The organism is Pseudomonas sp. G34 (genome assembly GCF_031119625.1).
Classification (GTDB): domain Bacteria; phylum Pseudomonadota; class Gammaproteobacteria; order Pseudomonadales; family Pseudomonadaceae; genus Aquipseudomonas.
In genome coordinates this window covers 128,587-146,805 of the sequence record NZ_JAVHZV010000007.1, presented here as the reverse complement: position 1 = coordinate 146,805, position 18,219 = coordinate 128,587, and the positions used below count along the sequence as shown (strand labels likewise).

General features: G+C 62.0%; 20 protein-coding genes. 7 read left to right on the top strand and 13 right to left on the bottom strand.

Annotated features, from left to right (window positions below):
* Positions 1-494 precede the first annotated feature (494 nt).
* Both QYS36_RS04360 and QYS36_RS04355 read left to right on the top strand, forming a co-directional pair.
* Positions 495-1,772 carry an OprD family porin gene (locus QYS36_RS04360; protein ID WP_308838332.1) on the top strand — a complete coding sequence of 426 codons (1,278 nt, stop codon included), beginning with the start codon at positions 495-497 and terminating at the stop codon, positions 1,770-1,772.
* 147 nt (positions 1,773-1,919) lie between these two features.
* Positions 1,920-2,858 (top strand): class I SAM-dependent methyltransferase, encoded by a 939-nt coding sequence (locus tag QYS36_RS04355; RefSeq protein WP_308838331.1) that lies wholly within the window; start codon positions 1,920-1,922, stop codon positions 2,856-2,858.
* Here the strand turns inward: QYS36_RS04355 and QYS36_RS04350 are convergent.
* The 8 genes from QYS36_RS04350 to QYS36_RS04315 all read right to left on the bottom strand — a co-directional run bounded on the left by QYS36_RS04350 (position 2,845) and on the right by QYS36_RS04315 (position 9,495).
* Positions 2,845-3,237, bottom strand: a complete 393-nt coding sequence (locus QYS36_RS04350) for a 3-phosphoshikimate 1-carboxyvinyltransferase (protein ID WP_308838330.1) — start codon at positions 3,235-3,237, stop codon at positions 2,845-2,847. The genes QYS36_RS04355 and QYS36_RS04350 overlap by 14 nt on opposite strands.
* A gap of 103 nt (positions 3,238-3,340) precedes the next feature.
* Complete coding sequence (cyoE, locus tag QYS36_RS04345; protein ID WP_218281582.1) at positions 3,341-4,285, bottom strand: heme o synthase; 945 nt, start codon at positions 4,283-4,285, stop codon at positions 3,341-3,343.
* Between the two features lie 11 nt (positions 4,286-4,296).
* Complete coding sequence (locus QYS36_RS04340; protein WP_027905981.1) at positions 4,297-4,629, bottom strand: cytochrome o ubiquinol oxidase subunit IV; 333 nt, start codon at positions 4,627-4,629, stop codon at positions 4,297-4,299.
* Entirely contained in the window at positions 4,629-5,252 is a 624-nt protein-coding gene (cyoC, locus tag QYS36_RS04335; protein ID WP_013790123.1) for a cytochrome o ubiquinol oxidase subunit III, read from the bottom strand. Before cyoC ends, QYS36_RS04340 begins: the two co-directional genes overlap by 1 nt.
* A 3-nt stretch (positions 5,253-5,255) precedes the next feature.
* A complete protein-coding gene (gene cyoB, locus QYS36_RS04330; RefSeq protein WP_308838329.1) occupies positions 5,256-7,229 on the bottom strand; it encodes a cytochrome o ubiquinol oxidase subunit I in 1,974 nt (657 codons plus the stop codon).
* 3 nt (positions 7,230-7,232) lie between these two features.
* Positions 7,233-8,129, bottom strand: coding sequence for a ubiquinol oxidase subunit II (cyoA, locus tag QYS36_RS04325; RefSeq protein ID WP_308838328.1), 897 nt, complete (start codon positions 8,127-8,129; stop codon positions 7,233-7,235).
* A 452-nt stretch (positions 8,130-8,581) separates the two neighbouring features.
* Positions 8,582-9,193 (bottom strand): DUF6436 domain-containing protein, encoded by a 612-nt coding sequence (locus tag QYS36_RS04320; RefSeq protein ID WP_308838327.1) that lies wholly within the window; start codon positions 9,191-9,193, stop codon positions 8,582-8,584.
* Positions 9,193-9,495 (bottom strand): hypothetical protein, encoded by a 303-nt coding sequence (locus QYS36_RS04315; protein WP_308838326.1) that lies wholly within the window; start codon positions 9,493-9,495, stop codon positions 9,193-9,195. The genes QYS36_RS04320 and QYS36_RS04315 overlap by 1 nt, the downstream gene beginning before the upstream one ends.
* 432 nt (positions 9,496-9,927) lie before the next feature.
* Here QYS36_RS04315 and QYS36_RS04310 point away from each other — a divergent pair, with 432 nt between their 5' ends.
* A complete protein-coding gene (locus QYS36_RS04310) occupies positions 9,928-10,539 on the top strand; it encodes a Yip1 family protein (protein WP_308838325.1) in 612 nt (203 codons plus the stop codon).
* 60 nt (positions 10,540-10,599) lie between these two features.
* Here the strand turns inward: QYS36_RS04310 and QYS36_RS04305 are convergent, their stop codons facing one another.
* The 3 genes from QYS36_RS04305 to QYS36_RS04295 are packed head-to-tail and all read right to left on the bottom strand — an operon-like array spanning position 10,600 to position 13,821.
* On the bottom strand, positions 10,600-11,940 hold the full coding sequence (locus QYS36_RS04305) for a glutamine synthetase family protein (RefSeq protein ID WP_308838324.1): 1,341 nt from the start codon (positions 11,938-11,940) through the stop codon (positions 10,600-10,602).
* Positions 11,941-11,959: 19 nt separating this feature from the next.
* Positions 11,960-12,517, bottom strand: a complete 558-nt coding sequence (locus QYS36_RS04300) for an XRE family transcriptional regulator (protein WP_308838516.1) — start codon at positions 12,515-12,517, stop codon at positions 11,960-11,962.
* A gap of 14 nt (positions 12,518-12,531) precedes the next feature.
* On the bottom strand, positions 12,532-13,821 hold the full coding sequence (locus QYS36_RS04295) for an FAD-binding oxidoreductase (protein ID WP_308838323.1): 1,290 nt from the start codon (positions 13,819-13,821) through the stop codon (positions 12,532-12,534).
* Between the two features lie 205 nt (positions 13,822-14,026).
* Here QYS36_RS04295 and QYS36_RS04290 point away from each other — a divergent pair, with 205 nt between their 5' ends.
* Positions 14,027-14,584: a tetratricopeptide repeat protein gene (locus tag QYS36_RS04290; protein ID WP_308838322.1), complete on the top strand. Its 558-nt coding sequence runs from the start codon at positions 14,027-14,029 to the stop codon at positions 14,582-14,584.
* 41 nt (positions 14,585-14,625) lie between these two features.
* Complete coding sequence (locus QYS36_RS04285; RefSeq protein ID WP_308838321.1) at positions 14,626-15,174, top strand: RNA 2'-phosphotransferase; 549 nt, start codon at positions 14,626-14,628, stop codon at positions 15,172-15,174.
* Positions 15,175-15,179: 5 nt separating this feature from the next.
* On the opposite strand, the gene QYS36_RS04280 is transcribed toward QYS36_RS04285, so the two are convergent.
* Entirely contained in the window at positions 15,180-15,320 is a 141-nt protein-coding gene (locus tag QYS36_RS04280; protein ID WP_308838320.1) for a hypothetical protein, read from the bottom strand.
* A 191-nt stretch (positions 15,321-15,511) separates the two neighbouring features.
* On the opposite strand from QYS36_RS04280, the gene QYS36_RS04275 reads away from it, so the two are divergent.
* Positions 15,512-16,246, top strand: a complete 735-nt coding sequence (locus tag QYS36_RS04275; RefSeq protein WP_308838319.1) for an SDR family oxidoreductase — start codon at positions 15,512-15,514, stop codon at positions 16,244-16,246.
* Between the two features lie 48 nt (positions 16,247-16,294).
* Positions 16,295-16,972 carry a GntR family transcriptional regulator gene (locus tag QYS36_RS04270; RefSeq protein WP_308838318.1) on the top strand — a complete coding sequence of 226 codons (678 nt, stop codon included), beginning with the start codon at positions 16,295-16,297 and terminating at the stop codon, positions 16,970-16,972.
* A gap of 232 nt (positions 16,973-17,204) precedes the next feature.
* Here the strand turns inward: QYS36_RS04270 and QYS36_RS04265 are convergent, their stop codons facing one another.
* Positions 17,205-18,134 (bottom strand): 2-hydroxyacid dehydrogenase, encoded by a 930-nt coding sequence (locus tag QYS36_RS04265; RefSeq protein WP_308838317.1) that lies wholly within the window; start codon positions 18,132-18,134, stop codon positions 17,205-17,207.
* Between the last annotated feature and the right edge of the window lie 85 nt (positions 18,135-18,219).

The window sequence follows — 18,219 nt, the reverse complement described above, 5'->3', positions numbered from 1 at the left end:
CAACATTTCTTGACTGGCGAGCGCCTTGCGGATCTGCATTATCGAACCTCAACCACACTTCCAAGCGACCTGCTGGTATCACCCTAAACCCAACGGCCATGGGCTTTAGCTTATAGCTTGATTGCCGGTTTGAAAGGCTAGCGGGTACGGCGCGAGAACTTTTCATCGCCTTGCGTTGACAAGCCGATTGGGAGCTGTCGATAATCGCCGCCAACGTTGTATGACAACAAAGCCTTATAAAAACAAAAAAGGTCGCATCATGAAGCCAGCCTTCACGCCCCCTGCACACCGTCTTCCGGGCACCCACGCCCGATCCGCCGCATTCATCTCGATACCTGCGCACCACTTATTCGCCGATGGCTAGGGCCTGAGGCAGAGTCCTGCGCCATCGCGCAGGTCTGCGCCCCGCAAGGGGCATTCCATACCGACCTCACGGCATGTCGATCACCGATCGATAGAGGGCGGGCTGTTCAAAAATCGGGAGCACAACAACAATGACCGCACGCAAAATCATCTCGCTGGGCCTGATCGGCGCCGGAACCATGGCCCTGGCGGTACCCTTTGCCGCGCATGCCGAAGGCTTCGTCGACGATGCCAAGGTGTCGCTGAACCTGCGCAACTATTACTACAACCGCAACTTCCTCAACCACACCGGGCCTACCGTACAAGGTGACGACCAAGGCCAGATCGCAGAGTGGACCCAGAGCTTCATCCTGGATGCACGCTCCGGCTACACGGCGGGCACTGTCGGTTTCGGTCTCGACGTACTGGGCATGTACGCCGTCAAGTTGGACGGTGGCAAAGGCACGATCAACAGCGGCCTGCTGCCTATCCACGGCACTGGCAACGACCGACAAGCCGCAGACGACTTTGGTCGCACGGCGGTCGCCGCCAAGGCGAAAATTTCGAAAACCGAGTTGAAGGTCGGTGAATGGTTCGCCGTGCTGCCGATCCTGCGTGGCGATGATGGTCGCTCCCTGCCGCAGACCTTCAAGGGTGGCCAGATCACCTCCAACGAAATTGAAGGCCTGTCGCTGTATGGCGGCCGCTTCAACGGTAACAGCCAGCGTAACGACGCCAGCCTGGAGCGCATGTCCTACTCCGGCATCGAAACCAACGCGTTCGACTTTGCCGGTGGTGAGTTCAAGTTCAACGAAAAGCGCACCATGATTGGTTTGTGGCACGGTGAGCTGAACGACATCTACAAGCAGAACTACCTGCAATTGACCCACAGCCAACCCGTTGGCGACTGGGTGCTGGGCGCCAACCTGGGTTATGTAAACACCAAGGACGACGGTTCCTCGAAAGCCGGCGACCTGGACAACAAGGTCTACCAGGGCAGCTTCTCCGCCAAGACCGGCATGAACACCTTCACCGTGAACTACCAGAAGATCAGTGGTGACAACAAGTTCATCAAGGTCGATGGTACGAGCGGCGGCACGCTGGTCAACGATGGTTTCACCAGCGCGTTCGATAACGTCAATGAGCGCTCCTGGGCGATTCGCCACGACTACAGCTTTGCCGCTCTCGGCATCCCTGGCCTGAGCCTGATGAACCGTTACACCAAAGGTGACAATATCCGCGTAAACGCCGCCAACGACGACGCCGAAGAGTGGGCCCGCGAAACCGAGCTGGCTTACACCCTGCAAGACGGTCCGCTGAAAAACCTGAACATCCGCTTGCGCAACTCCGACGTTCGCCGCGACTCGGGCGTCGGCGTCGACGCGCAGGAAAACCGCGTGATCATCAACTACCCGCTGTCGATCCTGTAACAAGCGCATCGCATCGCTGACTCCAGTGGCATAGTTTGCCCGTCCTCGTGACGGGCTTTTTTATGCCGCGCGAACAGCCCCCGCCCATGAGCCACCAACAGCTTTGGTTTACACTGCCGCGCCACATCCGCCGATAGCTACGCCCTCATGAACGCCGCCCAACTCGCCCTGCTCCTGCAACACCTGACCAGCGCCCTGCTCCCCCCGCCAAGCGAAACGCGCCGCCTGTTCCACGGCCGTGGCCGCTGCTGGGAAGGGCTCGAGCACATCACGGTCGACTGGCTGCAGGGCATCGTGCTGGTGTGCCTGTTTCGCGAACCGCAGGCCGACCAGCTGCAAGCCCTGCAGGCCACGCTGCTGCACTTGAGCGAGTCGGATCAGTGGCGAGGCAGTGGCGCCCACAGCCTGCTGCTGCAACACCGCTACCTGCCCGACAGCCCGATGCACTGCCTGGTCGGTGAGCTGCCCGCAGAGTGGGTCATCGAGGAAGACGGCCTGCGCTTTCTGCTCGACCTGGGCCGCAAGCAGAACACCGGGCTGTTTCTCGACATGCGCCTGGGGCGGCGCTGGGTGCGCGAGCATGCCGGGGGCCAGCGCGTGCTCAACCTGTTCGCCTACACCTGCGGCTTTTCGGTCGCCGCGCTGGCCGGCGGCGCCGAACAGGTGGTCAACCTGGACATGGCCAAGGCCGCCCTGAGCCGCGGCCGCGACAATCACCGGCTCAACGAACATGACCTGAGCCGGGTCAGTTTTCTTGGCCACGAACTGTTCAAGTCCTGGGGCAAGGTCAAGCGCCATGGCCCGTACGACCTGATCATCATCGACCCGCCGTCGTTCCAGAAGGGCAGCTTTGCGCTGACCCGCGACTACGGCAAGATCCTGCGCAGGCTGCCCGAGCTGCTCGCGCCTGAAGGCTGCGTGCTGGCCTGCGTCAACGATCCCGACATCGGCAGCGACTTCCTGATCGCCGGCATGGCCGGCGAGGCCCCCGAGCTGCGCTTCGAGCAGCGCCTGGACAACCCGCCGGAGTTTCCCGACGTGAGCCCCGAAGGCGGCCTCAAGGTGCTGCTGTTCAGGCGCGGTTGAACCAGTCCCACAGGCCCAGGGAGAAGCCGGAAAACAGGTTGATGCCCAGCGCCGACTTGAGCAAGTACAGGAACAGCAGGCCGAGCGCCAGGGAAACCAGCAGGAACAGGCTGACGCCCAGTGCCTTAGCGGTCAGCGACAGCTCCTGCTGGGCGCGGCTGAGATCACGCTTGTTGCGCCCGGCCAGGAACACGAAATAGTAGCGCCAGCGCCACAGCTTGAGGGTGCCGCGCAGATCCACGGGGTGGCGCCCCCACTGCCGCGCGCCAAAGGCCACCTTGAGCGCAGCGAGCTGCTCGGCGCTGAAGGAGTCGCGCAGATCCTCGGGCAAGCGGTCCTTGAGACCTGCAATGAAGGCGTCTTGCTCGTTCACGGTCATCTCTCCCACTCCCAGAATTCGGCATACACAGTTTGTTCGTGCGTAACGAAAACGGGCCCCGTCATCGCTGATGACGGGGCCCGCTCGATTCGCTCGTCAACGCTTAGCGCGAGGCAAATGCCGCACAGAAACCACTGACGTTGTCGACGCCACAGATGTGATTGACCGAGGTCATCAGCATCTGGCTCGGCGTGGCCTGGAAGTCCACCGACATCATCACGCTCAGCGCGGTGATGGTGACGATGGAGAACACGAACAGCTTGCGTGCCCAGACCTTGTCATCGACGGCCTTGTAGCCCGACACCCCCATCCACAACCAGTAGGCGCCGCTGACTGCCGCTACCACGAAGTAGCTGTAGCCTGCGTAACCACTGATGGTGAGCATCAGGGTAGCGACCAGGAACGCGGCGATATACAGGACGATGCTGCGCTTGGCAGCGGGAACGCCCTTGATCACCGGCAACACCGGAATGTTGGCGGCCTGGTAGTCATTGAAACGAAAGATGGCGATAGCGTACGAGTGGGGCATCTGCCAGAGGCTGAAGATCAGCAGCAGAATCGCTGCCCCCATGTCGAACTCGTTGCTTACAGCGCAATAGCCCACAACAGGCGGAGCGGCGCCCGACAGACTGCCAACCAGGGTTCCATAAACCGAATTGCGCTTGAGGTACAGGCTGTACAGCCCGACGTAGACGACGAAGCCCATGAGGACCAAGGCGACTGCAAGCAGATTCGTGGCTTTATAGAGCAAGGCAACGCCTGCAATCCCGAGGATGCAGGCGTAAACGATGGCATGAGTCGGCGGAACCAGGCCTTTTACCAGCACCCTGTTCTTGGTCCGCTCCATCTTTTCATCGATGTCCCTATCGATGTAGTTGTTGAACACGCAACCGGAAGCAATCACCAGAGCGACGCCGAATGCTGTTGCCAGGAACAGCATCAGGTCGATATCCCCCTTCGAAGCCAGGAAGAAGCCACCGGCCACGGAAATCATGTTCCCGAAGACGATGCCCGGCTTGGTCAGGAGCAGGTATTGCTTGAACATCAGGCTGCTCTCTTTTAGTTGGCCATCATGTAGTAGTGCATGCTCCAGATGATCCAGATAGAGAGCGCTACGACAATGATGGTGATCAGGATGGTGAACACGAAGGCAACCGTGTTCCAACGCTGCTCGGACGAAGTGTTCATGTGCAGGAAGTACACCAGGTGCACGTAGATCTGCACGACCGCGAAGGCGACGATGGTGAACAACGTGGCCGCTTTCGACATGACGGGGTTCATCACGATCGCGAACGGGATCACGGTGAGGATTACCGACAGCACGAAGCCGACGACGTAATCCTTGGTGCTGCCGTGGCTCGCGCCAGCGGCAGAGTGGTGATCATGAGCCATTACAGAGCCCCCATCAGGTAAACAACGGTAAACACGCAGATCCAGACCACGTCGAGGAAGTGCCAGAACAGGCTCAGGCAGCTCAGGCGAGTCTGGGTGACCGGAGTCAGGCCACGGCTGGCGACCTGGTGCATCATCACGGCCATCCACACCAGGCCGGCACTGACGTGCAGACCGTGGGTGCCGACCAGGGTGAAGAACGCCGACCAGTAAGCGCTGACCTGCGGCGCAGCACCTTCATGGATCAGGTGGTGGAACTCGTACAGCTCGATCGAGATGAACACCAGGCCGAACAGGAAGGTAGCGGCAAGCCAGGACAGCACTTTGCCTTTGTCGCCACGGTACATGGCCAACATGGCCATGCCGTAGGTGATGCTGGAGAACAACAGGGCGAATGTCTCGACCAGAACCAGTTTCAGGTCGATCAGATCCTTCGGAGTAGGCCCGCCAGCGTACGCGGTGCTGAGCACCGCGAAGCCTGCAAAGATACTCGCGAACAGGATGCAGTCGGTCATCAGGTAAATCCAGAACCCGAAGACCTTCATTTCACCCGCGTCGTGGTGATGCTCGTGCTCATGATCATCGTCATGAGCGGCGTGGTTGCTCAAAACTTCACTGGACATGGTTTACGCCTGCTTAGCCTTTGCTTGAATGTGTGCATTCTCGATGCGCTCGATCTCATCGGGCTGCACGTAGTAATCGACGTCTGTGTTGTAGCTGTTGCGAATCAGAACGGCGAAGGTACCTACGAAGCTCAATGCAGCCAGCCACCAGATATGCCAGATCAGGGCGAAGCCAAAGGCCAGTGCGCCAATGGACATGATCAGGCCAACGCCGGTGTTCTTCGGCATGTGGATCGGCGAGTACTTGGTCGGCGCAGGCTTGAGGCCATCACGCTTCATCTCGTGGAACTCGTCGATGCGATCACCGCGCGGAGTAACGGCGAAGTTGTAGAACGGTGGCGGCGAGGAAGTCGACCACTCCAGGGTGCGGGCATCCCATGGGTCGCCGGTCACGTCGGCCAGTTCCTTGCGCTTGATGATCGACACGGCGAACTGGATCAGGGTGCACAGGATACCGATACCGATCATCACGGCGCCGACCACGGCCACGTACAGCCACGGCTCCCACTCGGGGTTGGTGGTGCTGTTCAGGCGACGGGTCATGCCCATGAAGCCCAGCACGTACAGCGGCATGAAGGCGAAGTAGAAGCCGACGATCCAGAACCAGAACGATGCCTTGCCCCAGCCTTCGTGCAGCTTGAAGCCGAACGCTTTCGGGAACCAGAAGGTGATACCGGCCATGTAGCCGAATACCGCACCGCCGATGATCACGTTGTGGAAGTGGGCGATCAGGAACAGGCTGTTGTGCAGCAGGAAGTCAGCACCCGGAACGGCCAGCAGTACGCCGGTCATACCACCGATGGAGAAGGTGATGATGAAGCCCAGGGTCCACAGGATCGGCGACGTGAACTCCAGACGACCGCGGTACATGGTGAACAGCCAGGTGAAGATCTTCACACCGGTCGGGATGGCGATGATCATCGTCGCGATACCGAAGAAGGCGTTGACGCTGGCGCCAGAGCCCATGGTGAAGAAGTGGTGCAGCCAGACCACGAACGACAGCACGGTGATTGCCACGGTGGCCCAGACCATCGAGGCGTAACCGAACAGACGCTTGCGAGCGAACACTGCAGTGACTTCGGAGAACACCCCGAAGGCCGGCAGGATCAGGATGTACACCTCAGGGTGGCCCCAGGCCCACAGGAGGTTGACGTACATCATCGGGTTGCCACCTGCTTCGTTGGTGAAGAAGTGGAAATCCAGGTAGCGGTCCAGGGTCAGCATGCCGAGCACGGCAGTCAGGATCGGGAACGCGCCGCAGATGATCACGCTGGTGCACAGGATGGTCCAGGTGAAGATCGGCATTTTCATCAGGGTCATGCCAGGGGCACGCATCTTGATGATGGTCACGAAGAAGTTGACACCGGTGAGCAGCGTACCGATACCGGATATCTGCAGCGCCCATATGTAGTAGTCGACCCCGACTCCCGGACTGTATTCGATGCCCGACAATGGCGGATACGCGACCCAGCCGGTCATGGCGAACTCACCCACGAACAGGGAGATGTTGGTCAGCAGCACGCCGACCACGAACAGCCAGAAGCTCAGCGAGTTGAGGAACGGGAAGGCAACGTCGCGGGCACCGATCTGCAGTGGCGTGACGATGTTCATCAGGCCGACCACCAGTGGCATGGCCACGAAGAAGATCATGATCGTACCGTGAGCGGTAAAGATCTGATCGTAGTGGTGCGGCGGCAGATAGCCTTCCGAGCCACCCGTGGCGATCGCCAGCTGGGTACGCATCATGATGGCGTCGGCGAAGCCACGCAGCAGCATGACCAGGGCGACGAGAATGTACATCACGCCGATTTTCTTGTGGTCGACCGAAGTCAGCCACTCGTGCCACAGGTAGCCCCACTTCTTGAAATAGGTCAGTGCGGCGACCACGCCGAGACCACCCAGAACCACCGCGATCATGGTGACTACAAGGATGGGCTCGTGCAGGGGTATTGCGTCTAGTGTCAGCTTTCCGAACATCGTTTATTCCTCCGCACCTGAAGCGTGCGCGGCTTCGCTCACAGGGTTGCTCTTGTAATCGATGTACTGGCCGAGGATCTGCCGGAACAGACCTGGCTGAGCATTGAAGTACTCGACTGGGTTGTTTTCACTCGGTTTGGCCAGCATCTGATAGCTGCCATTGAAGTCCAGGGTGTTAGGCGATTGCTTGGCCTTGGCGACCCACTGATCGAACTCTTCCTGGCTGGTCGCATGGGTCTGGAACTTCATGCCCGAGAAACCATGGCCGCTGTAGTTGCCGGACAGGCCGAAGAACTCGCCTGGCTCGTTGGCAATCAGGTGCAGCTGGGTGCGCATGCCGCCCATGGCGTAGACCATGCCGCCGAGCTGCGGGATGAAGAAGGTGTTCATCACGCTCTGCGAAGTGATCTGGAAGCTGATTGGCGTGTTGGCCGGGATGTACAGTTCATTGACCGAAGCGACACCCTGCTCCGGATAGATGAACAGCCATTTCCAGTCCAGCGAAACCACTTCCACGGTCAGCGGCGGGTTCTCGTGCTCGATAGGCCGGTAGGGATCGAGCGAGTGGGTGGTCTTCCAGGTGATCACCGCCAGCACGATGATGATCACGCAAGGGACGCCCCAGACGATGGCCTCGATCTTGTGCGAGTGAGCCCACTCAGGCGCGTAGGTCGCGTCCTTGTTCGAGGAGCGATAGCGCCAGGCGAACAGAATGGTCATGAAAATGACGGGTACCACCACGATCAGCATCAGCAGAGTGGCGGTAATGATCAGGTTGCGCTGCTCGATGCCGATTTGGCCTTTCGAATCGAAAAGAACCCAGTCGCAGCCACTCAGGGAGACGGCCACGACAATCGTCAGAAGCGTGCGGAACAAGCGGTGGTACTTCTCTTCTCTCATTTCACGACCTTCAGCAAAGTGATATCCCACATAGCGTTCTGTTCAGCCTGGCACCCAATACAGCCGGGCATGTCAGGAAACCGATGCGCAGAGGCACCGAAATCGTTTCAACATCGAAACTACTAAACGGAGGGGGCGACATTTTCGGTTACGCAGCCAAAAAAACCAACCGCATAACGACGATGGGCCTACAAATAGTCGGGGTGTAATGCTCGCCCCGGCCTGCCCCGACCCTGCCAAACCAGCCGCAATCCAGCAGCTGGCAACAGCTCGCTCTACTCGCAAAGCCCCACATGACCGTACCTGTAGCCCAAGAGCGGAGCACCGCCTTGGAACCGCGTACGCATCACCGGGAGAGTTGCGACTTATAATAGTGGCTCATACCTGCGCAGTTGCGCGGCAATATGTCGCACAGCCGTAACCACGAGAAAACTCATGGGTACTGCGGTAAATCAAGAACCTTCTTTCGCCTGCCAGTCGCAGTAGCACCCCACCGCCATGGTATTGGCAGCCGAGACACTGCGGTTGGCCGACAACGCATCGAGAATCGGCTCGACGAAACTGTTCGAGGAGTTGCACACCAATCCCTCGCTGTAGGGGCCGGCGTAGGCCAGGCGCCCCTGTTGATCCCAGATGGCGATGGCCGGGCTGGCCGGAATCGACTCCATGCCTTCGAGCGACTCCAGGGGCGTCAGCTTACCGCGCAAGAATGGCAGCATCTCGCCGGTGCTGCCCGGCTTCTGCACGCTGTAGAACTCGACCCCGGAAAACCGGTACAGGCCGATCAGGTAATTGAGGTGGGCGTCGGTTTCCTTGTGGCATGGGCACTGCGGATCCCAGAAGTGCACCACCCGAATCTTGCCCGGCCCGGCCAGTTCGGCGGGCAGCTTGAGACCACCGCCCTGGAAGAACACCGCCTGCTGTTCCTGGTCACCGAAGGGCCGCAGGTACGCCACCCCGAAGCGGCTCCACGCCCAGGCGGCCATGGCCACCACGATGACCAGCGCCAACAGGCACAGGATCAGCAGAAAACGCTTGGACGGTGCGGCCTGTTCCTGGCTCATCACTCAGGATCCCGGTCGTACTTGATGCGGAACTGCTTCTCCATCTCCTTGCAGCTGTCGGTGGCGAAGGCACGCGAGGTCGGCGTCGCCGCCGGATCGTTGGCCTTGACCCAGCAGGCCTGGATGGCGCGCTGCTCGTTGGCCTGCACCTCGGCGGTCTGCTCACGGGTAATGGCATAGATGATGATGCCGAATACCAACACGATGAAGCCGAGACCCAGCAGGGTCAGCCACAGACAACCGCCGCGCTTGCCGCTATCGGGCTGCTCCAGGGATTGATTACGTGTCTTGTCGTCGCTCATGTTCTGGCCCTGCCTGAGAGGGTGCGAAACATAGCACCTTTGCCCCGGCCAAGGCAGGGGCCAAAGAGCACACACAAAAGCTAGGGAAATACGCCCTCCCCTCTCCCGTCAGCCCGCTACCACCCGCGACTGCTGGGCCCTGCGCGGCATCGCCGAGCGTTTTGCCGGGCTCCCTCGACATACCCGGTTACCAGCTCTTGCCGCTTATCCACAAGTGCTGCAGCGCCCCGCCAGCCGCGGCATACGACGGTGCCCGGCTGGCGGCGAAGAGACCCGACGAGGCTGGACGCTGAATTTCTGGTCAAACCTATTGCGGTGAACTTCACTCATAGCTGTGAGGGCTGAGTTGAATGGCAACTGCCGCACAATCCAGGCTGATCAGCTCTCGGGTATCCCATGCCGGCACGATGCTGTAGTCAGAGGAGAAGAGTCATGATCAATCACATTTGGGGGCTGCTGGCCAATCCGGGCCGCGAGTGGCGCAACATCGACCGGGAAAAGGAAAGCATCACCAACCTTTACGCCCGCCACGTTCTGCTGATGGCGCTCATCCCCGTGGTCAGCGCATTCATCGGTACCACCCAGATCGGTTGGCACCTGGGTGGCGAAGCCTACAAGGTGGCGGTACCAACGGCCGCCGCACTGGGCATCGTGTTCTACATCCTGATGCTGATCGGCGTGGCCATCATGGGCAATGTCATCCACTGGATGTCCGACTCCTTCGCCAGCCGCCCGAGCCGTAGCCGCTGCATCATCTTTGCCGGCTACGTGGCCACGCCGCTGTTCATCGCCGGTATCGCCCTGCTCTATCCGAAAGCCTGGCTGCTGCTGATGGTCGGCATCATCGCCCTGGCCTACAGCGCACGCCTGCTGTACGTGGGCATGCCGGCGTTCCTGCGCATTCCGGTCAACGAGGGGCTGACCATTTCCGGCGGTACGCTGGCGATCGGCGTGCTGGTGCTGGAGCTGCTGCTGGCCCTGACCGTCGCGCTGTGGGGCCTGGGCTTCAACGACTATGCAGTGAGCTGGTCGCTGTTCCGCTAACCGCTGCCCCATGAAAAAACCCGCCATCGGCGGGTTTTTCTATTTATAGCGGCATCACCCTCAGAGAAACCAGCGGTACTCGCGGGCGTTGATGTGTTCCATGAACGCCAGGTGGTCCTGGCGCTTGTTTTCGCAGTACACCATCACGAATTCCTCGCCCAGCCCGGCATTGACCGCCGGGTGATGGCGCATCTGCGCCACCGCCGCGAGCATGTCCATGGGAAAGTCGATGCCACTCTGGCGATTCTCGTTCAGCGGTGCGATGGGTTCGGCCTGCTGCGCCAGACCGTGCTCCATAGCACTGAGAATCGCCGCCAGCACCAGGTAGGGGTTGGCATCGGCACCGGCCAGGCGATGTTCGATACGCAGGTTGCGGGTATCCGAATCGGGAATGCGGACACAGGCATCGCGGTCCTCGTAGCCCCAGCTGGCACGGCTGGCGGCATTCACCCGCGAGCCATAGCGACGATAGGCATTGTGATGCGGCGCGAAGATCGGCATGCAGTGCGGCAGCCAATCCAGGCAGCCGGCCACTGCGTGGCGCAAGGGCTGGCCATCGCCCGCCGCCAGCAGGTTGTTGCCCTGTTCATCGTAAAGGCTGACATGCACGTGCATGCCGCTGCCCGGCGCATCCAGATACGGCTTGCTCATGAAGCTCGCCCGGTGACCATGCTTGAGCGCCACGCCACGGGTCAGCCGGGTGAACAGCGCGGCCCAGTCCGCGGCCTGCAGACCGTCTTTACAGTGGCCGAAATTGATCTCGAACTGCCCGGGGCCGATTTCCGCGGTGATCACGTTGGCGTCGATGCCCTGCTCATTGGCTACCTCGACGATCTCGTGCAGCACCGGCGAGAAGCGCGACAGTCGCTCGATATGCAGGTTGGGCTGGTCGTCCTCATCGCCGCACAGCGGGTCGCGGGGGTATTGCGGCAGGCCGTCCTTCAAGGCCCGGTCGAACAGGTAGAACTCCAGTTCGAAGGCCACCACCGGATGAATGTCCTTGGCTGCCAAGCGCGCCATTACCCGCGCCAGCACTTCCCGGGGCTCGAACTCGATGGGTGACTCGGTGCCATCGGAGCTGATCAGCATCTGCCCCAGTGGCTGCTGCTCCCAGCGCACCGGCTTGAGCGTGCCGGGAATCAGCCGCCGCTCGGCGTCCGGGTCGCCATCATGGAAGCAGTAGTCGCCAATCTCGTGCAGCCCGCCCTGGGCACCGAGCAGCACGCAGTTCTGCGGCAGCTTGAGCAGGCTGCCGGCGGCGACCTTTTCCAGCATGTCGATGGGGTAGCGCTTGCCATAGAAATGCCCGGGGATATCCAGGCAGATCAGGTCGACATAACGCACGTCGGGGTGAGCGGCGCGAAAGGCGCGAACTTCGTCGGACAGGCTTGTGAAGGTCATGTGAGATTCCTGTGCCCGCCTAGCGGAACACCCAGAGTACCCGTGCGGGCTGGTCGGTTAGGTTGGCGTAACGAAACTGGCTGTGGGGCGGCAACTGGAAGCTGTCATTGGGCCCGAGGGTAACGGGATCCGGCTGGTCATCCAGCCAGATGCTCAGCTGGCCTTCGAGCACGAAGCCGCCCTGCTCCGAGCTGTCGTTCAGGTGCCCGTGACCACTGGTCGCACCGGGCGCCAGGTGACTCTCCAGCATGGAGAAGCCGGCCGACATGCTCGGCGAGGCCAGCACATCGGTGATGCCACCGGCGTAATACAGGGTGCGCCGCTCACCGGGGCGGGTGACCCAGGGCAGCGCCCGCGGCTTTTCCAGGCTGTAGAAGTAGGTGGTCGACACGCCGAGCGCTTCGCTGATGGCGGTCAGGTCCGCCACGGTCGGCTTCGACAGGCCGCGCTCGACCTGGGACAGGAAGCCCACCGAGCGACCGATGCGACCGGCCAGCTCGCCGAGCGTCAGGTTCTTGTGCTTGCGCAGGTCGCGGATGAGGATCGCCAGGCCTTCGATTTCTTCCTGCATGTCCATACCGGTGGGGCCCTTCATAGATAGTCTCGCAGCCGGTACCAGGCCTTGCCGGCCGCCTCCATCGGCGCTGCCAGCCAGGCACCGCCCGGAAAGCGCGGATTGCCGATACGCTGGTACAGCGCCAGCAACTGTTCATCGCCAAGAATGGCGTCGCTTACCGCCCGCGCCGCGGCCAGGGTCGGCAGTACGCCGTGCCCGGAGAACCCCTGCAACCAGTAACGCTGGCCCTGACGGCCGACATCCGGCGTGCGCTTGATGGTGACGTCGATATGCCCGCCCCAGCCGTAATCGATGGCGACGCCCTTGAGCTGGGGAAACACCCGTTCCAGATAAGGCCGTGTCGCCGCGGGCACATCCTTGGGCAAACCACCCAGATAAGTGCAGCCGCCACCGAACAGCAGGCGATTGTCCGGCGTCACACGGAAATAGTCGGGCACGAACTGGTTGTCGATCACGCAACTGTTCTGGGGCAGCAATGAGCGCGCCAGCTGTGGGTCGAGTACGGCTGTGGCCACCTGGTAGGAGCCCACCGGCAGCACCCGTTGCGACAGCGCGGGGTCCAGGTCATCGAGATAGGCATTGCAGGCCAGCACCAGCACGTCGGCGCGCACTTCGCCCTGTGGGGTGCGCACCCGATAACCCTCCGCCAGCGTCTCGTAGGCCAGCGCGCGGCTCTGCTCGAAGATCCGACCGCCAGCCGCCTCGATGGCCGTGGCCAGCCCCTGAGCGAGCTTGAGCGGGTCCAGATGGGCGCCCCTGGCGTCGTGCAGCGCCGCCACGTAGCGCGGGCTGTCGATCCACTCGCGCAGCTCGACGCCCTCGATCAGACGCAGGTCGCGGTAGCCCCACTTATGCACCGCCTCGTGCTGTGCATCGCGCAACTGGGCGACGCGGCGCGGCAGCACTGCCGCCCATAGACTGCCAACCCGGTAATCGACCTCGAAGCCATGCCGCGCCGGCAACTCGCGCAGTTCGTCGGCGGCCCAGCACATGCTGTCCCACAGCTGGCGGGCGCCCTGCAGACCGAGGGCTTTTTCCAGCGGCGGCATATCGCACGACCAACCCAGCAGCGCCTGGCCGCCATTGCGACCCGAGGCGGCCCAGGCCACCCGGCTGGCTTCCAGCACGACCACACGCTTGCCACTTTGCGCCAGCCGCAACGCACAATGCAGGCCGCTGAAACCGCCGCCGATGATCAGCACATCGCAGTCGAGGCTGGCTTCAAGGCGCGGGCGTTGAGCGATGGTGCCGGGGTAGCAGCCTGCATAGTAGGTGGCGAGGTGCCCGGAGGAATGCATGAACATGCGATGAAATTATCAAAAGATTATTTCATGAAAAACTACACGAATATTTTCATATCGCCAAGCAGGATCAGCTCGCAGGGTATTTGCCCGCGTGCAAGCGAACCGTTTGCAGGCAGCCCGGTCGAAGCTCGACAACAATCGAAGCACTGACGGCTCCCTGACCGCTATTGGCGATGAAGCACGGGTCGTCTCTCTGGAGCCCAATATGATCCAACTGTCCGCACTCACCACTCCCCTGCTACTCGCCAGCTGCATCGTCCTGCTCGCCGGCTGCGCCAACCGCGAGGAAACCAAGGCACCTGCGAACCCGGGCACAAGCGCCACCGTTTCCCCCGAACAGCAGGCCATCGACGGCGACATCCAGCGCCTGACCGAGCTGGCACAGCGCGGTGATCTGGACAGCCAGTTCAAACTCGGCAGCTTCTACTTCGTTGGCAAGCCGCAAAAGGACCTCAAGCAGGCCGAGTACTGGTGGAAGCAGGCAGCCGATCGCGGCCATGCCGAGGCGGCCGTCAGCCTGGCCTACCTCTATACCGGCCGCGACAACCCGGAATTCCGCAACCCGCCAGCCATGCTCAAATACCTGAACCAGTCGGCCAGCAGCGGCAACCCGATGGCCCAGCATATTCTCGGCAACCTTTATATGCGCGGCATCGATGGCGTCGAGCGCGACCCCAACCAGGCGCGCCGTCTGTTCCAGAGCGCCTGCCGGCAGAACTACGCGGCCAGCTGCAAAGCCCTGGACAACGCACCGGGCGCCTGAAAACGCCAACCAGTACCAACTTCGCCATGGGCAGGGAACGCATGAACAGCGAGTCACTCAGCGACACCAGTAAATTCCTCAGCTATGTGCTGCGCCACGAGCCGCAGGCCATCGGGCTGCAGTTGGACAGCGAAGGCTGGGCCAACCTCGATGCGCTGATAGAAGGCGCAGCCGCCAGCGGCCGCCAGTTGGATATCGATACCATCCGCACAGTGGTTGCCAGCAGCGACAAGAAACGTTTCAGCCTGTCCGACGATGGCCGCAGGATTCGAGCGGTACAAGGCCACTCGACCACCCAGGTACAGCTGCAGCACGTGCAAAAGCGGCCACCCGAGCGGCTTTACCATGGCACGGCCAGCCGCTTCCTCGCCGGCATCGAGGCACAGGGACTGGTCGCCGGAGCACGCCACCACGTGCACCTGTCGCAAGATGTGGAAACGGCACTACAAGTCGGACAGCGTTATGGCAGCCCTGTGATCCTCACGGTCGAGGCGCTGCGCATGCATGAACAGGGCTTCGCATTCTTCCAGGCTGACAATGGCGTGTGGCTAACGGAAGCGGTGCCCGCCGAGTTCCTTCAGCGGACCTGACTGGCTCAAGCCTGCGCTTGCAGCGCTGCGCTCAGCAGACCGGCATGCAAATGTTCGAACGCCAGCAACGGCCGAATCTTCTGGATGTTCTCCAGCGGCCCCGCGGCACTGATCAGCACGCCGCGCTCGCACGTGCCGTTGACCACCCGCTGGCCTGCTCGAGGCCGATGAACATCCCGCCCCCGCGCACATCGCCAATCCATTCGTGGCGTTGCGCCAGTGGGCGGATGCCGGCCAGCAGCTAGCTGCCGATCTGTGCAGGCTGCATCATAAATACCACTGCGCCATGCTTCATCTGCTGCCACAGTCATCGCTCACCCACCTGCGGAGAACCGTCATGAGCCACTCGAAAACCCTGCTGCTGACCGGCGCCAGCCGCGGCATCGGCCATGCCACGGTCAAGCACTTCAATGCCGCGGGCTGGCGCATCTTCACCGCCTCGCGCCATGACTGGGTCGCCGAATGCCCGTGGGCCGACGGCACGCTCAACCATATCCACCTGGATCTCGAAGACATCGAGCACCTGCAGGAGAGCCTGCCGCTGATCCGCGAGAAGCTCGGCGGGCGCCTGGATGCCTTGGTCAACAATGCCGGTGTGTCGCCCAAGGGCGAGGATGGTCAGCGCCTCGGCGTGCTGGGTAGCGACTACGCGACCTGGACCAAGGTATTCAACGTCAACCTGTTCTCCACCGCCCTGCTCGCCCGCGGCCTGTTCGAGGAACTGAAGGCAGTCCAGGGCAGCATCATCAACGTCACCTCCATCGCCGGTTCACGGGTGCACCCCTTCGCCGGTTCCGCCTATGCCGCCTCCAAGGCCGGGCTGGCGGCGCTGACCCGCGAGATGGCCCATGAATTCGGCTGTCACGGAGTGCGCGTCAACGCCATAGCGCCGGGGGAAATCGACACTTCGATCCTCTCCTCGGGTACCGAACAGATCGTCGAGCGCGACATCCCCATGCATCGCCTGGGCAAGCCCGAGGAAGTCGCCTCGCTGGTGTACTTTCTCTGCACCTCCGGAGCGACGTACGTGAATGGCGCAGAAATTCACGTCAACGGTGGCCAGCACGTGTAACGCGCCGCAAGGTAGAATCGCCTGGCCCGCGCCCCGGAAGCCACCACCATGAAATACCCCATCGACGGTCTCAGCCACACCTACCTGGGCAGTGGCGTTTACGCCCTGCTGCGCGAGGCATTGATCACCGGCCGCTTCCAGCCCGATGACCGCCTGCGCATCCGTGACCTGGCCGAACAGCTGGGCACCAGCGTCACGCCGGTGCGCGACGCCATCCTGCAATTGGCCAAGGAAAAGGCGCTGGTCCTCAAGACCCCGCGCGATATTCGTGTGCCGGTGCTGACCGGGGCGCAGTACGCGGAAATCCGCAGCATTCGCCTGGCACTCGAAGGCCTGGCGGCGGAAACCGCGGCAAGCAAGGTGACGCCCGAGCAATTGCAGATGCTCGAGCGCACTATCCGCGACAACCTGGAGGCCGTGCACAGCGGCGACCTGATCGCGGCGCTGAAGCTCAACCAGGCCTTCCACTTCGCCCTGGCCGATATCGCCGGCATGCCGCTGCTGCGCGATATGCTCGACAGCCTGTGGATGCGCACCGGCCCGCTGATTGCCCGGGCCTATGGCGACTTCAACGAGCGCATGGCCGTCGAGCACCATTGGCAGGTGTTGCGCGCGCTGGAAAAAGGCGACGGCGCGGCAGCACGCCAAGCGATCTGCACCGACATTCTCGATGGCAACGGGAAGATGATGGAATTGATTGCCAGGCGCGAGGCCCCGCTGGCCTGAAGAGCCTATCCGAACGCGCCACCTTGGCAGTGAAGGCAACAGGGGCAGCCATGCGCGCGACCCCATGGACGTAGTCCATTTCTACCTGACAACAGACCGACAAGACCCCGAGCAACCTCGAGGAGCCCGGTGCACTTGTGGTGCACCGGGTGACGCTCAAGGGTAGAAACCGCGATCGAGCTTGTGGCCCGGCGCGTATAAGCGAGGCCGCCTGAGCGGCCCGCCTATTCGGTCAGAGCGGGGTGATCAGCTCACCGCGCTCGATAAAGGCATCGAGATTATCGAACACCAGGTTCTCCATGGCCAGCCGGGTTTCCTCGGTGGCGCTGCCCACGTGGGGCAACAGCACCACATTGGGCATGCCGAACAGTGCCTCGGGGACCCGCGGCTCGTCCTCGAACACGTCCAGCCCCGCGCCGCCCAGCGTGCCCGCCTGCAGCGCCGCAACCAGCGCCTGTTCGTCCACGACGGTACCGCGAGCGATATTCACCAGAATGCCGTTCGCGCCCAGTGCCGCCAGGATCTCGGCATCGATCAGATGATGGGTAGCCGCGCCGCCCGGGCACGCCAGCACCAGAAAGTCGGCCCAGGTGGCCAGTGCCTTGAGGTCGGCTTCGAAGCGGTAGCCGCTGTCGGGATCCTCGCGACGCTTGTGGTAGCGGATCTCCATGTCGAAGCCAGTAGCGCGTTTGGCGATGTCCTTGCCGATGCGCCCGAAGCCAACGATGCCCAGCTTCTTGCCACTGACCTTGCGGGTCAGCGGGTACTGGCCGTTGAGCCATTTGCCCTGGCGCACGTGACGATCAGAGGCGGCGAACTGTCGTGCGGTGTCGATCACCAGACCAATCGCGGTATCGGCGACGCACTCGTTGAGCACGTCCGGGGTGGTGCTGATCACGATGCCCCGCGCCTTGGCTTCATCGACAGCGATCGAATCGTAGCCGACGCCGAAGCTGCAGATGGCCTTGAGGTTGGGCATCTGCGCCAGCTGCTCAGCCGAGCAACCGTACCGCGCCGAGGTGACCACGATATCGATATCGGCGCCGCGCTCGCTGAGGAAATCCTTCTGCTCCCACAGGCGAACCAATTGGTAGTCGCGCTGCAGGCGCTCATTGAAACGCGGTGGGAAACGACCGACCTGAAGCACAGTGGGACGACTCATGCAGCTCTCCTGTAGTGGGCGTCAAAGCGTGGATGATACCCGCCACGCCGAGCGCGGGCGCATCGAGGCGGGCATCTGTGTCCGG

Coding starts and splice junctions, on each gene's coding strand:
- QYS36_RS04360 (WP_308838332.1), top strand. CDS start 495: ATGACCGCACGCAAAATCATCTCGCTGGGCCTGATCGGCGCCGGAACC.
- QYS36_RS04355 (WP_308838331.1), top strand. CDS start 1,920: ATGAACGCCGCCCAACTCGCCCTGCTCCTGCAACACCTGACCAGCGCC.
- QYS36_RS04350 (WP_308838330.1), bottom strand. CDS start 3,237: ATGACCGTGAACGAGCAAGACGCCTTCATTGCAGGTCTCAAGGACCGC.
- QYS36_RS04340 (WP_027905981.1), bottom strand. CDS start 4,629: ATGGCTCATGATCACCACTCTGCCGCTGGCGCGAGCCACGGCAGCACC.
- cyoC (WP_013790123.1), bottom strand. CDS start 5,252: ATGTCCAGTGAAGTTTTGAGCAACCACGCCGCTCATGACGATGATCAT.
- cyoB (WP_308838329.1), bottom strand. CDS start 7,229: ATGTTCGGAAAGCTGACACTAGACGCAATACCCCTGCACGAGCCCATC.
- cyoA (WP_308838328.1), bottom strand. CDS start 8,129: ATGAGAGAAGAGAAGTACCACCGCTTGTTCCGCACGCTTCTGACGATT.
- QYS36_RS04320 (WP_308838327.1), bottom strand. CDS start 9,193: ATGAGCCAGGAACAGGCCGCACCGTCCAAGCGTTTTCTGCTGATCCTG.
- QYS36_RS04315 (WP_308838326.1), bottom strand. CDS start 9,495: ATGAGCGACGACAAGACACGTAATCAATCCCTGGAGCAGCCCGATAGC.
- QYS36_RS04310 (WP_308838325.1), top strand. CDS start 9,928: ATGATCAATCACATTTGGGGGCTGCTGGCCAATCCGGGCCGCGAGTGG.
- QYS36_RS04305 (WP_308838324.1), bottom strand. CDS start 11,940: ATGACCTTCACAAGCCTGTCCGACGAAGTTCGCGCCTTTCGCGCCGCT.
- QYS36_RS04300 (WP_308838516.1), bottom strand. CDS start 12,517: ATGGACATGCAGGAAGAAATCGAAGGCCTGGCGATCCTCATCCGCGAC.
- QYS36_RS04295 (WP_308838323.1), bottom strand. CDS start 13,821: ATGTTCATGCATTCCTCCGGGCACCTCGCCACCTACTATGCAGGCTGC.
- QYS36_RS04290 (WP_308838322.1), top strand. CDS start 14,027: ATGATCCAACTGTCCGCACTCACCACTCCCCTGCTACTCGCCAGCTGC.
- QYS36_RS04285 (WP_308838321.1), top strand. CDS start 14,626: ATGAACAGCGAGTCACTCAGCGACACCAGTAAATTCCTCAGCTATGTG.
- QYS36_RS04275 (WP_308838319.1), top strand. CDS start 15,512: ATGAGCCACTCGAAAACCCTGCTGCTGACCGGCGCCAGCCGCGGCATC.
- QYS36_RS04270 (WP_308838318.1), top strand. CDS start 16,295: ATGAAATACCCCATCGACGGTCTCAGCCACACCTACCTGGGCAGTGGC.
- QYS36_RS04265 (WP_308838317.1), bottom strand. CDS start 18,134: ATGAGTCGTCCCACTGTGCTTCAGGTCGGTCGTTTCCCACCGCGTTTC.